This is a genomic window from Enterococcus sp. LX10, from assembly GCF_023539285.1.
GTDB classification, from domain to species: domain Bacteria; phylum Bacillota; class Bacilli; order Lactobacillales; family Enterococcaceae; genus Enterococcus; species Enterococcus faecalis.
This window is the reverse complement of sequence record NZ_CP092784.1, coordinates 163037-176638: the sequence shown is the minus strand read 5'-3', so window position 1 is coordinate 176638 and position 13602 is coordinate 163037. Positions and strand designations below refer to the sequence as shown.

Here is a 13602-nt window from a genome sequence, read left to right as displayed (position 1 = left end):
CAGATGAGTGCAATTATTGAAATTGAACATTTACGAAAAAGCTTTGGCGAAAACGAAGTATTAAAAGATATCAATATGAACGTCAATAAAGGAGAAGTTGTCACCATTATCGGTTCTTCTGGTTCTGGTAAATCAACGTTATTACGTTGTATTAATTTGTTAGAAAAACCAACAGATGGCAAAATCATCTATAATGGTAAAAATGTTTTAGAACGTGGTTATAGTTTGCCCAAATATCGGACCCATTTAGGTATGGTTTTCCAATCATTCAATTTATTTAATAACATGAATGTCTTAGAAAACTGTACTTCTGGTCAGATGACTGTCCTAAAAAGAAACAAAGAAGAAGCCAAAAAAATTGCCTTAGAAAATTTAGAAAAAGTTGGCATGGCTCGTTTTATTGATGCCAAACCTGCTCAATTGTCTGGTGGACAAAAGCAACGGGTAGCCATTGCTCGAGCATTATCAATGGATCCAGATGTTTTACTTTTCGATGAACCAACTTCTGCATTGGATCCTGAAATGGTTGGCGAAGTGCTAAAAACGATGAAAAATCTTGCCCATACAGGGCTAACAATGGTGATTGTAACACATGAAATGGAATTTGCGCGGGACGTATCCGATCGTGTTATTTTCATGGATAAAGGTGTCATTGCCGAAGAAGGGACCGCTGAAGATATTTTTATCCATCCAAAAGAAGCTCGGACAAAAGAGTTCTTACATCGGATTTTAACGAAAAACTAGTAAAAAAGAGGCAGTCATTCTGGTTAGAGTGACTGCCTCTTTTGTTATTTTTTGTATTGACGAATCATTGGCGGTTCATAGGAATCAATAAATGCACCAATTTCTTCTAAGGAATCTGAAATGAAAATTTTAGCTCGATCCGCTTCTGTTAAGAAACTAGTTTCTACCATTTTATCAAAAAAAGCAGCTAATAAATCATAGTAACCATTCACGTTGTATAAAATACAAGGATTCATATGTTCACCGACTCGGCCCCAAGAGATCACCTCGCTAATTTCTTCTAGCGTGCCGGGCCCACCGGGTAAAGCTAAATATACATCTGCCAATTCCATCATCTTTTTCTTACGCGCATGCATATCGCTAACTGTATGCATCTTTGTAATGCTATTATGTGCAATCTCCCGCTCCATTAAAAAAGTGGGCATAACACCAATTACCTCTCCACCTTCTGCTAAAAGCGTGTCAGCCACCGTACCCATTAGACCAACATTGCCACCGCCATAAACTAGATCATAGTGATTTTCTTTCATCCAAGCGGCTAACGCTACTGCAGCTTGCTGATAGATTGGCTCATTCCCCAGACTGGCGCCACAATATACTGCCATTTTTTTCACAAACATACCCTCCATTTAGATAGATTCTTTTTTACCATCTATCCTCTGGTAGCTATGGTAGCATATTTTGATTTTCTCGAAAAGGTGCAGCCATTTTTCTTTTCGTTTTAAAAGTATTTGAATTTTCAGACAATAAATGCTATAGTCTTTTTATATTTTAAAATTTCAGAAAAAGGAGCCCTATTATCTTGTCTACCTCACTCACTATTCGCTTAGTTGCCGAAGCCGATTGGCCCGCATTACATGCCTTGGACCAAATCATTTGGACAAAAAAGAATACCCCTGCCGAGATACAACCACTCTCGCTTGCGGCATATCAAGAAAAAATGAAAGATGAAACGATTTTTGTTGCCATCAGCGGACAACAACTCGCTGGATTTATTGAAGTCCATCCGCCCACTTCGTTAGCAGCTCATCAAAAACAATGGCTACTAAGTATTGGCGTTTCGCCAGATTTCCAAGGCCAAGGGATTGGTGGTTCTTTGTTGTCGTATGTCAAAGAGATGGCCCAGATAAGCGGGATTCATAAGCTGAGTTTGCGAGTAATGGCTACCAATCAAGAAGCCATTCGATTCTATAAAAAACATGGTTTTGTGCAGGAAGCACATTTTAAAGAAGAATTTTATATAAATGGACACTATTGTGATGATTATCAGTATGCTTATTTCATAGAAAAATAAGAAAACCAATGTTTTCTATAAAAACTGGTTGCTCTCTGTTTCTTCTTCTGTTATTTTAAATAATAAGACAATATTAAGGAGTGTGAATCTATGCAAAAAAAGTTAGTTTGGCGTGATTATCTATACGTTGGTTCAATGTTATTCGGTTTGTTTTTCGGTGCTGGAAATTTAATTTTCCCTGTACATATGGGACAAGAAGCGGGGGCTTCCGTCTTTTTAGCAAACTTGGGCTTCTTAGCTACTGGAATTGGCTTACCTTTTCTTGGTGTCATTGCTATGGGTGTTTCTAAAAGTTCAGGTGTTTTTGACTTAGCTTCTCGGATTAATCGTCGTTATGCTCTTATTTTTACCTTACTATTATATTTAACGATTGGTCCTTTCTTTGCTTTACCAAGGTTAGCAACTACTTCTTTTGAGATTGGTCTTGCACCATTTGTTCCTAAAGACTTGCAATGGCTGGTTCTTGCTGGTTTTTCCGCATTATTTTTCTTAGCAGTTTGGCTCTTCTCTAGAAAGCCAAGTAAAATCTTAGATTATGTGGGTAAATTTTTAAATCCGTTATTTTTAGCATTGCTAGGAATTTTGATTGTTTTAGCCTTTGTAAAACCATTAGGTCATGTGGCCAGTGCCGCTGTTGGTGAAAATTATATTTCAAGTCCTTTTTTTAAAGGATTTACAGAAGGTTATAATACGTTGGATGCTTTAGCTTCATTAGCTTTTGGGATTGTTGTCGTTTCCACTTTACGAAATATGGGCGTCGAAAAACCAGGAGATATCGCTAAAGGAATGATTAAATCAGGTGCTTTCAGTGTTGTATTGATGGGGATTATCTATACCTTACTTGCTTATATGGGAACAATGAGTATCGGGGCTTTTCCAATCAGTGAAAACGGCGGGATTGCCTTAGCCCAAATTGCTAATTACTATTTAGGCCTACCAGGGAGTATTTTACTGGCTTTTATCGTAGTTCTTGCTTGTTTAAAAACTGGTATCGGCTTAAGCACAGCCTTTTCTGAGACTTTTGAAGAAATGTTTCCGAAAGTTTCCTATCAAAAATTCTTGGCAATTGTTGTTATTTTACCAGCTATTTTTGCAAATGTCGGCTTAACCAACATCATTCAATTTGCCGTTCCAGTCTTGATGTTCCTTTATCCATTGGCGATTACTTTAATGCTTTTGGTAATCATCAGTCCTATTTTCAAACATCGACGGGAAGTCTATCAAGCAACGACCTATATCACATTGATTGCTGCTGTTTTAGATGCATTAAATAGCGCGCCTACCTTTATCAAAGATACGGCGTTTGTAACAACGCTTTTAGAAAAAGCCGGCCAATACTTACCATTGTTCACTATTGGCATGGGCTGGGTCGTTCCAGCAACGGTTGCTTTTCTAATTAGTTGGGTTTGGGTCATGATTTCTAAAAAAGATCCTATTATTGATTAATTATTACTAAAACGGCACTAGAAAAATGCGGAAGCGCATCTTTTCTAGTGTCGTTTTCATGTATATTCGTTGTACCAAACTCTTGACTATGGTAAATTGAAGTTACCAACAAGTACTGGAGGAAATTGCCCATGTTAGTTACAACAACCGAGAGAATTAGCGGTCAAGAATATGAAATTATTGGAGAAGTTTTCGGGTTAACCACACGTTCTAAAAATATGTTTAAAGATTTAGGTGCTGGACTAAAAAGCGTAGTTGGCGGTGAAATCAAAGGTTACACTGATATGCAACGAGAAGCACGCGACCAAGCAATCGAACGTTTAAAAGCAGAAGCCTCTAAATTAGGTGCAGATGCCGTTGTGATGATGCGTTTTGATTCTGGCACAATTGGCACAGACATGCAATCTGTCGTGGCTTACGGAACAGCTGTTAAATACATCTAAATTTTGCAACTAAAAAGACGCAGACCTTTTCTTGTAAGGTCTACGTCTTTTTAGTTTTCATATTTCACTTCTGCTAAATACAATCCTTCTGGATGAGCAGTCGGACCTGCTAAATTTCGATCTTTGGCTGCGATAATTGCTGGAATCGCGGTTGGTTCCAGCCGCCCATTGCCGATTTTCAATAGCGTACCAACTAAAATCCGAATCATTTTGTACAAGAAACCATCGCCCCGAAAAGTGAATGTTAATTCATCCCCCGTTTCATTGACATGAACACTGGCTTCATGAATAGTTCGGACTTTATCTTCTACCGAACTTCCTGAGGCACAGAAAGAGGTAAAATCATGGGTACCTAATAAATCAGGTAAAGCTTGTTGGATTTTTTCGAGATCAATGGGATACGGAAAATAACTGGCATAAAAACGTCGAAATGGACTTCGTGGTTTGCCAATGTCCACTTTAAATTGATAGGTTTTTTCGATCACGTGATAACGTGCATGAAAGTCTTCTGAAACACGTTCCACGCTTCGCACAGCAATGTCTTCGGGTGTTTGTGTGTCTAACGCAAAGCGCATTTTTTCCAACGGACGTTCCTGCGGATAATCAAAGTGAATCACTTGGCCTATTGCATGAACACCTGCATCTGTTCGTCCTGAACCAAAAACCGTCACGGAGCGTCCGTTATTCATGCGTGCTAACGTTTTTTCTATTTCTTCTTGAACGGTACGCTCATTAGGCTGCTTTTGAAAGCCATGAAAATGAGTGCCATCATAGGCAATGATTGCTTTATAGCGGGGCATAATTTTTCTTCACCTTTTCTAAGTTCTTAATACAAATAAGCCAATGGTTAACAAGACAAAGCCAAACATTACTATTGTATCTCGTAGGTGCCAATGAAGAATGCGGTATTTCGTCCGTCCTTCACCGCCTTGATAACCTCTTGCTTCCATGGCAGTCGCTAAGTCTTCCGCACGATTAAAACTACTTACGAAAAGCGGAATCAAAAGTGGAACAATAGCTTTCATTTTTTGAAGTAAGTTTCCTTCACCAAAATCAACACCACGGGCACGTTGGGCATTCATAATCTTTTCCGTTTCATCCATTAATGTTGGGACAAAACGTAAGGCAATTGATAACATCAATGAAACTTCATGAACTGGAAATTTCACCACACGAAGTGGGCGTAACAAATATTCAATCGCATCTGATAACTCTAATGGTGCCGTCGTTAAAGTTAATAACGTTGACATGAAAATAATTAAAACAAAACGACAGAAAATAAATAGCCCATTCGTCACACCAAACTGGGTAATGGAAATAATTCCCCACTGAAAGTACACCTCTCCCCCTTGTGTAAACAAGGTTTGAAGAGCCACAGTAAACAGAATTAGCCATAATAATGGCCGAACACCGCGGATAAAGAAGCGGGCGCTGATTTTTGATAATGAAATAGCAAAAGCAGTAAAGGCTGCTATTAAAACATAACTCTGCCAATTATTTGCTAAAAAGATAATTCCAATAAAATAAAAACTAGCTAATAATTTTGCACGCGGATCTAAACGATGGATAAAAGAATCGCCTGGAATATAACGCCCAAAAATCAATTTATTCATCATTTTGCCTCACCTGCTTCCTGCATTTTTTTCAGAAGCTGATCGGCTAATTGATCGGCCGTTAATGGTAATTGCTCAAAAGAAAAGCCTTTTGCCACTAATTTTTCAGCAAATTCGGCTGCAGTTGGCACGCCTAATTGTTTTTCTTTCAGCCATTGTGTCTCTTGAAACACTTCTTGTGGTGCTCCCGCTCGGACGATTTGTCCTTTTTCTAAAACAATCACATGATCTGCGTAATTAGCCACGTCATCCATCAAATGTGTCACTAAAACGATGGTCATATTATGTTCCTTATGCAGACGACTAAACATCTCCATCATTTCTTTACGACCCTTAGGATCCAAACCAGCGGTCGGTTCGTCTAATACTAAGACTTCTGGTTCCATCGCTAGCACACCAGCAATTGCGACACGGCGCATTTGGCCACCTGATAACTCAAACGGAGAATGTTGTAAGTATTTTTCATCTAAGCCGACTAAATCAAGCATTTTCTTAGCTAACTTTTTCGCTTCTTCGTCTGAAACACCAAAATTTTTCGGTCCGAAAGCGATGTCTCGCTCCACTGTTTCTTCAAACAATTGTGCTTCTGGAAATTGAAAAACGATCCCAACTTTTTTACGAATTGGTTTTAAATTCTTATTATCAGTTTCTGGCGTAATCACACGCTCTCCAATTGTCACTTGGCCTTTAGTTGGTTTCACCAAAGCATTCAAATGTTGTAATAACGTTGATTTGCCACTGCCAGTATGTCCGACAATCGCTGTATAAGAGCCGTCTTGAATCGTTAAATTAATATCGAATAATGCCCGTTGCTCAAAAGGAGTATTGGGTTGGTAAGTAAAATCTACTTGTTTAAAACGGATGTCCATAACCAATCCACCATCCCTTCTTCTGTTAAATAATTCGTTGGCACAACAACGCCACGCTCTTTCAAAGCTACTTTTAATTTTTCAGGAAACGGTAAATCCAAGCCCATTTCAACAAGCGCTTCTCCTGCAGAAAAAATCTTTTCTGGTGTTCCTTCGTTTGTCAATTGTCCTTGGCGCATCACTAAAATACGATTCGCATTAGCCGCTTCATCAATATCGTGGGTAATAGAAATAACTGTTAAATTGCTTTCTTCTTTAATCTTTTGAATGGTAGCAATCACTTCTGCACGACCTTCTGGATCTAACATACTTGTCGCTTCGTCTAAAATAATAATATCTGGTCGCAAAGCAACCACACCAGCGATAGCTACTCGTTGTTTTTGGCCGCCAGATAGCCGAGCAGGTTCTCGCTTGGCAAAATCTAACATACGAACCCGTTCTAATGCATCGTGAACACGTTCGACCATTTCATCACGCGGAATACCTTGATTTTCTAAACCAAAAGCCACATCGTCTTCGACTGTTGAACCGACAAATTGGTTATCTGGATTCTGAAAAACCATTCCTACCATACGCCGGATATCCCAGACGTTTGCTTCATTTAATTCTTTGCCGCCAACTTTGATAGTCCCAGCAGCTGGCAGTAACAGCCCATTGATCGTTTTGGCTAACGTTGATTTACCAGAACCATTATGGCCAATAATAGCGACCCATTCGCCTTGTTGAATGGAAAAAGACACATCTTTTAAAGCGGGAGAAGCATCTTCTGGTTGATAATTAAATTGGATATTATTTAGTTCAATGATTGGTTGCATCGCGTACTCCCTCAATCTATTTATTCTTTCTAACACTACCAAAAAAGTAGCGTTTTTTCAATCATCTGTTCTGATTCTTCACACTATTTTTTATTATACCAAAAGAACGGTCATTATGGGAGCTCTTATCTGTCTTGACAGGTCTATTTTTCATAAAAATAACTTCTTGTTCTCATAAAACAAGAAGTTACTGATTTTCTTTTAAAAATGCGTCTTCAAATATTCAAACGCATATTGGGCATATAACTCAGCACCCATTGCCATCGCATCTTCATCAATATTGAAACGACCATGGTGATGTGCCCATTCCGTATCTTTCTCTGGATTACCACTTCCCACTAAGGCAAAACAACCAGAAGCATGTTCAGTATAATAACTGAAGTCTTCACCACCGGTTGTCGGCTCTTCTTGTCTTAAGGCCGCTTCACCAAAATTTTCCTTAATTAGTGTTTGAGCAAACAAGGCATCTTGCTCATCATTAATCACTGGCAACGTCCCATATTGATAATCTAACGAAACCGTCCCACCGTAAATAGCGGCTGTTTTTTCCGCATAGCGTTGCAGCGCCTGTTCTACTCGATTACGCGTTGCTACACTAAAGCAACGAACCGTTCCTTCTAAACGTGCATTCTCAGCAATCACATTAAAACGGGTCCCCACATCCATCCGTCCAATCGTGACAACTACTGGATCTAAAGGATCTGTCTCCCGAGAAACAATCGTTTGCAGATTCATCACGAAAGAAGAAGCTATGACTGCCGCATCAATACAAGCGTTTGGCATGGCACCATGGCCACCACGGCCTTTAAAATCAACAGAAAAAATATCTGCGGATGCGAAACTTGAGCCCACTCGACACGAAGCGGTTCCTACAGGCATTTGTGACCAGATATGTAAGCCAAATACATCATCAACACCGGTCATTGCGCCTTGCGCAACCATTGCTTTAGCACCTTGCGCATTTTCTTCAGATGGTTGAAAAATTAACCTTACTGTTCCCTGAAGTTCTTCTTGGATTTCTTTTAATACTTTAGCTGCTGTTACTAACATCGCGGTATGGGAATCATGCCCACATGCATGCATCTTGCCAGCTTCTAAAGATTTATAAGCTAAATCTTCATTTAATTCCTGTACAGGTAAGGCATCCATATCCGCCCGCAGCGCAACCACTCGGCCTGGTTTGCCGCCCACAATTTCAACAATTAAACCCGTCGGTTCTGTTTTGCGATAAGTAATTCCTAATTGATCAAGAACTGCCGCGACTTTTTCTGTCGTTCGAAATTCTTCAAATTGTAATTCTGGATGTTGGTGTAAATCCCGTCGAAAAGCAATCATTTCTTGTGCATGCTGCTTGACTAGTGCTTTGATTTTTTTCATACTTACGCCCCGTTTCTACAAACTTAATAAAATACTTGAAAAAATACCCGCTAAAATAACCGAAACAATGGTGACTGTTACGAAACCTGCCACTAACATCGGTGGCATTAAATGGCTCGTTAAAGCCGCCTGTTCTTGTTCATCTTCTGTCAATGATTGAATCACTTCATTCGTAATAATATAATCGGCTGGAAAGCCATATAAAGCTGTCAACGAAACAGCGAATGCCATCTCTTTACTCACACCTAATACACGACCAACAATTGCTGAAAAGATGTACATCCCGATAACACCAATCACAATAATCCCAATCATTGGTAAAAATAAATCCATCAACATTTCAGGTGTGGCTTGTTTTAAGCCATCAAAGACAAAAAGCATTAACCCTAAAATCGCAAAACCAAAGCTATTTGCTTTCTGTAATGGTTGCTTTTCTAAAAAGCCTAAAGACGTTGCAATCACGCCAAAACATAAACACAGCACAAAAGGACTAATCGTCACAAACGGTGCCGTCCACACAGAAACATAATAAGCAAGTGTGGCAACTAAGGCTAAACGTAAAATTCGTGAATAATCTGTATGGTATCGTTTGGGTACTTTTTCAAATAGTTTAGGCACATCTGGTTCTGCTCCTGTTTCTTGCCCCTCTTGTTCATGAACTGGCTGCCATGTCCCTGCTCGATATTCTTGAAGCTTCCGCTTTCCTTCTTTTTTTAGAACAATTGAAGTTAAGGGATAACCTGCAAACCCTTGAATGACATAAATTAAAATTGCCAAAACTGAAAGTGAGGCTAAACCAGCTGATTGAGCCGCTTCTGACATTACTAATGAAGAAACTAAACCTCCTACTAACGGCGGGATTGCAACTAAAACTGTTTTTAAGTCAAAAACAAAAGTCCCTACAGCTAATAACAAGGCAATAATCCCCAGAATACCTGACAAAGCAATCACAATCGTTTTCCATTGATTAACCAATTCTTTAACAGAGAGCAGAGTGCCCATATTAGTAATCAACAGATACATTAATAAAGTGGCAACCACTGTAGGAATCCCTGCCACTTCCACAATATTTTGTGGAAAAATAGTCCAATAACCAAGAATAAATAAAACACCACAAACAAAAACAGATGGAATCCAAGCTTTTGTTTTGATAGAAACTACATCACCAATGTATAAAATAACCATCAGCAACGAAAAAGCAAACATTTGCGACATATAATTCCCCCTTCTACTAACTCAGATTATTTAATTATCTGAAAATTCCGATTAATAACCAGTATAACAAACCGCAAAAGCTTCCGCAATGCTTTTAAGAAACAAAAAAGCTTTGAGAAAACAGCGTTTTCCCAAAGCAAAAAAAAATCACCTTTATATGATGAGTGCTCCCCTGCTAAAGCCATCTTTAGCAGGGAAAGCAGAGCTAGACTCGGAGTCGCCTCCAACATCATAACACTCTAAAAGAAACATCTATAAAGTGATCGGTTTATTAATTATTTAACAAATTCGATAACTACCATTGGTGCTGCATCGCCGCGTCTTGGTTCTGTCTTCAAGATACGAGTGTAACCACCTTGGCGTTCCGCGAAACGAGGTCCTAAATCGTTAAATAGCTTTTGTAAAGCTGATTCAACAACGATAGACTCATCTTCTTCACGAACACTAGCAACTTCATTACGAACGAAAGTAGCTGCTTGACGACGTGCATGAAGATCTCCACGTTTACCTAAAGTAATCATTTTTTCTACAGTTGAACGTACTTCTTTCGCACGAGCTTCAGTAGTTACGATGCGTTCGTTGATGATTAAATCAGTTGTAATATCACGTAGCATAGCTTTACGTTGGCTTGATGTGCGTCCTAATTTACGGTAACTCACGTTGGGTTCCCTCCTTCGTTTCTGTTCTCACGAGCCACTGCTGTTAAGCAGGACTGGAAACTTCGTAAAAGTCTTAATCGTCCTTACGTAATCCTAATCCTAGATCATGCAATTTAAGTTTTACTTCTTCAAGAGATTTACGACCTAAATTACGTACTTTGATCATTTCTGGTTCAGATTTGTTTGTAAGTTCTTGTACAGTATTAATGCCTGCACGTTTTAAACAGTTATATGAACGAACTGATAAATCAAGTTCTTCAATCGTCATTTCTAGCATTTTCTCTTTTTGAGTTTCTTCTTTTTCCACCATGATTTCAGCGTTTTTCGCTTCGTCAGTAAGGTTTACAAAGATATCTAAATGCTCAGTCATGATTTTCGCAGCTAAACTTAGTGCTTCTTGAGGAATGATTGAACCATCTGTCCATATTTCCATTGTTAATTTGTCGAAATCATCACGACGACCAACACGTGTATTTTCTACTTGGTAGTTAACACGACGAACGGGTGTGTAGATGGAATCAACTGGAAGTACACCGATTGGCATATCTTCTTTTTTGTTTTCGTCTGCTTGAACATAGCCACGACCAGGTTTCACTGTTAAGCGAGCATGGAAAGTAGCTCCTTCAGCAACACTACAGATAACTAAATCTTTATTTAGGATCTCAACATCACTGTCCACGATAATATCGCCGGCAGTCACGGTAGCGGGTCCTGTAATATCGATCTCAAGGGTTTTCTCTTCTTCAGCATATAATTTCAATGCTAAGCCTTTAATATTCAAAATAATTTGTGTTACGTCTTCTCGTACACCTGGAATGGTTGAGAATTCGTGTAAAACACCATCGATTTGAATATTCGTAATTGCAGCTCCTGGTAAAGAAGACAATAAAATACGACGTAGAGAGTTACCTAAAGTAGTTCCGTAACCGCGTTCTAATGGTTCAACGACGAACTTACCATAATCTCTATTTTCATCAATTTTTTCGATTCTTGGTTTTTCAAATTCAATCATTCTTATCTATACCCCTTTCAAAACGAAAAGTGTCTTGTTCAATGACGTTCCTAATTCAAACTCAGAATGAGTGGCGCTCATTAAACACGACGGCGTTTTGGAGGGCGGCATCCATTATGAGGAACTGGAGTCACGTCACGAATTGCAGTCACTTCTAAACCTGTTGCTTGTAATGAACGAATTGCTGCTTCACGTCCAGAACCAGGTCCTTTAACTGTTACGTCTACAGTTTTAAGTCCATGTTCCATTGCCACTTTAGTTGCGGCTTCTGCAGCCATTTGAGCGGCAAAAGGAGTTGATTTTTTGCTTCCTTTAAAGCCTAATGATCCTGCTGATGACCATGCTAATGCATTACCATGTGTATCAGTAATCATTACGATTGTATTGTTGAATGTAGAATGGATATGTGCTACACCTGATTCTATATTCTTTTTGACACGGCGTTTACGACTAACTTTTTTTGCTGCCATGAAGTTCTAACCTCCTTCACTTAGGAATTATTTTTTCTTGCCTGCTACTGTTTTAGTAGGGCCTTTACGAGTACGTGCATTATTTTTCGTGTTTTGTCCACGAGTTGGTAATCCACGACGGTGACGGATTCCACGGTATGAACCGATTTCCATCAAGCGTTTGATGTTTAAGTTCACTTCACGACGAAGATCCCCTTCAACTTTTAACTTATCAATTTCCGCACGAATCGCATCTGTTTGTTCGTTTGTTAAATCACGTACACGAACATCTTCAGATACGCCAACGTTTGCTAAAACTTTTTTAGCTGTAGTGTTACCAATACCATAAATGTAAGTAAGAGAAACTACTACACGTTTGTCACGAGGGATGTCTACTCCTGCAATACGAGCCATTATTCGTTACACCTCCTAATTATCCTTGACGTTGTTTATGTTTTGGATTTGCTGGGCAAATAACCATAACACGTCCTTTACGGCGAATTACTTTACAATGTTCACACATTGGTTTTACTGATGGTCTTACTTTCATGATAATACCTCCTGTGGTTTTACGGAGTACAATTATTTAAAGCGATAAGTAATACGGCCACGCGTTAAATCATACGGTGATAATTCAACTGTTACTTTGTCACCAGGTAAGATACGGATGTAGTGCATACGGATTTTACCTGAAACAGTAGCAAGAACTTGGTGTCCATTTTCTAGTTCGACTTTAAACATTGCATTCGGCAAAGTTTCGACGACTGTACCTTCGACTTCAATCATATCTTCTTTTGCCACGCACAGTACCTCCTTGTACTTGTTTCGCGTTTTCACACGATAAAACGGCGGAAACTCCAGCTCCCACCTAGAAATTCTCAACTAACTTCGTTATTCATTTTGATGTCACAAAACTGTAGAAGTCGGACTGATATATTCTACCATATTTAGTTATGTTTTGGCAAGAGAAACTGAATACAACAACAGGGTTAAACTGCGGGCAATTGGAAATTAGTTTTCGTCAATGATTTTTTTCACATCAGAAAAAACAGTATCGATTTCGCGATTGCCATCGATTGTATGCATCAAGCCTTGTTCTTTATAGAAAGCCAAGATTGGTGCGCTACTTTCAATGTTGACTGCCAAACGATTTTTAACCGTTTCGGGCTTATCATCTTCTCTTTGGTAGAATTCATGTCCGCCACAGCGATCACAAGTGCCTTCAACTTTTGGCGGGTTGAATAATTTATGATACGTTGCGCCACATGTGCGACAGATGAATCGTCCAGCTAAACGCTCGATTAATACATCTTCTTCTACATGGATGTCAATGACAGCATCAATTTTTTTGTTTAATTCTTTAAGCATTGTATCTAATGCTTTTGCTTGATCCAGTGTACGTGGGAAACCATCTAATAGGAATCCTTTGTCTGTGTCTGGTTCAGCAAGGCGTTCTTTAACAATTCCGTTTGTTACTTCGTCAGGAACCAGTTCACCTTTATCGATATAAGATTTCGCTTCTAGGCCCAAGGCAGTTTCATTTTTCATTGCTGCACGGAACATATCTCCAGTAGAAATATGTGGAATGCCATACGTATCAATGATTTTTTCTGCTTGGGTGCCTTTACCTGCTCCAGGTAATCCCATTAAAATGAGGTTCATATAT

General features: G+C 39.1%; 19 protein-coding genes. 4 read left to right on the top strand and 15 right to left on the bottom strand.

Features of this window, described 5'->3' with window-relative positions; all coding sequences use genetic code 11:
- Nucleotides 1-3: 3 nt before the first annotated feature.
- On the top strand, nt 4-744 hold the full coding sequence (locus MKZ30_RS00860) for an amino acid ABC transporter ATP-binding protein (RefSeq protein WP_002376401.1): 741 nt from the start codon (nt 4-6) through the stop codon (nt 742-744).
- Between the two features lie 44 nt (nt 745-788).
- Here MKZ30_RS00860 and MKZ30_RS00855 read toward each other — a convergent pair whose 3' ends face one another.
- Entirely contained in the window at nt 789-1373 is a 585-nt protein-coding gene (locus MKZ30_RS00855; protein WP_033600592.1) for an LOG family protein, read from the bottom strand.
- 173 nt (nt 1374-1546) lie between these two features.
- Here MKZ30_RS00855 and MKZ30_RS00850 point away from each other — a divergent pair, with 173 nt between their 5' ends.
- The 3 genes from MKZ30_RS00850 to MKZ30_RS00840 all read left to right on the top strand — a co-directional run bounded on the left by MKZ30_RS00850 (nt 1547) and on the right by MKZ30_RS00840 (nt 3927).
- On the top strand, nt 1547-2038 hold the full coding sequence (locus tag MKZ30_RS00850) for a GNAT family N-acetyltransferase (RefSeq protein WP_033600593.1): 492 nt from the start codon (nt 1547-1549) through the stop codon (nt 2036-2038).
- Between the two features lie 90 nt (nt 2039-2128).
- On the top strand, nt 2129-3484 hold the full coding sequence (gene brnQ, locus MKZ30_RS00845) for a branched-chain amino acid transport system II carrier protein (RefSeq protein ID WP_033600594.1): 1356 nt from the start codon (nt 2129-2131) through the stop codon (nt 3482-3484).
- Nucleotides 3485-3615: 131 nt separating this feature from the next.
- Nucleotides 3616-3927, top strand: coding sequence for a heavy metal-binding domain-containing protein (locus MKZ30_RS00840; RefSeq protein WP_002381365.1), 312 nt, complete (start codon nt 3616-3618; stop codon nt 3925-3927).
- A 50-nt stretch (nt 3928-3977) separates the two neighbouring features.
- Here the strand turns inward: MKZ30_RS00840 and truA are convergent, their stop codons facing one another.
- The 14 genes from truA to MKZ30_RS00775 form a co-directional block, all read right to left on the bottom strand.
- Complete coding sequence (gene truA / locus MKZ30_RS00835) at nt 3978-4727, bottom strand: tRNA pseudouridine(38-40) synthase TruA (RefSeq protein WP_033600595.1); 750 nt, start codon at nt 4725-4727, stop codon at nt 3978-3980.
- Between the two features lie 18 nt (nt 4728-4745).
- Nucleotides 4746-5543: an energy-coupling factor transporter transmembrane component T family protein gene (locus MKZ30_RS00830; protein ID WP_002373841.1), complete on the bottom strand. Its 798-nt coding sequence runs from the start codon at nt 5541-5543 to the stop codon at nt 4746-4748.
- On the bottom strand, nt 5540-6409 hold the full coding sequence (locus tag MKZ30_RS00825; RefSeq protein WP_002381364.1) for an energy-coupling factor ABC transporter ATP-binding protein: 870 nt from the start codon (nt 6407-6409) through the stop codon (nt 5540-5542). The genes MKZ30_RS00830 and MKZ30_RS00825 overlap by 4 nt, the downstream gene beginning before the upstream one ends.
- Entirely contained in the window at nt 6385-7224 is an 840-nt protein-coding gene (locus tag MKZ30_RS00820; protein ID WP_002359354.1) for an energy-coupling factor ABC transporter ATP-binding protein, read from the bottom strand. Before MKZ30_RS00820 ends, MKZ30_RS00825 begins: the two co-directional genes overlap by 25 nt.
- 201 nt (nt 7225-7425) lie before the next feature.
- Nucleotides 7426-8601, bottom strand: a complete 1176-nt coding sequence (locus MKZ30_RS00815; protein ID WP_033600596.1) for an amidohydrolase — start codon at nt 8599-8601, stop codon at nt 7426-7428.
- Nucleotides 8602-8616: 15 nt separating this feature from the next.
- Nucleotides 8617-9816, bottom strand: coding sequence for a DUF819 family protein (locus tag MKZ30_RS00810; RefSeq protein ID WP_002356229.1), 1200 nt, complete (start codon nt 9814-9816; stop codon nt 8617-8619).
- Nucleotides 9817-9842: 26 nt separating this feature from the next.
- On the bottom strand, nt 9843-10046 hold the full coding sequence (locus MKZ30_RS13335; protein WP_033600597.1) for a hypothetical protein: 204 nt from the start codon (nt 10044-10046) through the stop codon (nt 9843-9845).
- A 45-nt stretch (nt 10047-10091) separates the two neighbouring features.
- The gene (gene rplQ / locus MKZ30_RS00805) at nt 10092-10475 is read right to left on the bottom strand and encodes a 50S ribosomal protein L17 (RefSeq protein WP_002356228.1); all 384 of its coding nucleotides are present in this window, start codon (nt 10473-10475) and stop codon (nt 10092-10094) included.
- Nucleotides 10476-10548: 73 nt separating this feature from the next.
- A complete protein-coding gene (locus MKZ30_RS00800; RefSeq protein ID WP_002356227.1) occupies nt 10549-11487 on the bottom strand; it encodes a DNA-directed RNA polymerase subunit alpha in 939 nt (312 codons plus the stop codon).
- Nucleotides 11488-11567: 80 nt separating this feature from the next.
- Nucleotides 11568-11957, bottom strand: a complete 390-nt coding sequence (rpsK, locus tag MKZ30_RS00795) for a 30S ribosomal protein S11 (protein ID WP_002356226.1) — start codon at nt 11955-11957, stop codon at nt 11568-11570.
- 27 nt (nt 11958-11984) lie between these two features.
- Entirely contained in the window at nt 11985-12350 is a 366-nt protein-coding gene (gene rpsM / locus MKZ30_RS00790) for a 30S ribosomal protein S13 (protein ID WP_002356225.1), read from the bottom strand.
- Nucleotides 12351-12369: 19 nt separating this feature from the next.
- Complete coding sequence (gene rpmJ, locus MKZ30_RS00785) at nt 12370-12486, bottom strand: 50S ribosomal protein L36 (RefSeq protein WP_002288710.1); 117 nt, start codon at nt 12484-12486, stop codon at nt 12370-12372.
- A 32-nt stretch (nt 12487-12518) separates the two neighbouring features.
- On the bottom strand, nt 12519-12737 hold the full coding sequence (gene infA / locus MKZ30_RS00780; RefSeq protein ID WP_002356224.1) for a translation initiation factor IF-1: 219 nt from the start codon (nt 12735-12737) through the stop codon (nt 12519-12521).
- A gap of 210 nt (nt 12738-12947) precedes the next feature.
- Nucleotides 12948-13598, bottom strand: a complete 651-nt coding sequence (locus MKZ30_RS00775; RefSeq protein ID WP_002356223.1) for an adenylate kinase — start codon at nt 13596-13598, stop codon at nt 12948-12950.
- Between the last annotated feature and the right edge of the window lie 4 nt (nt 13599-13602).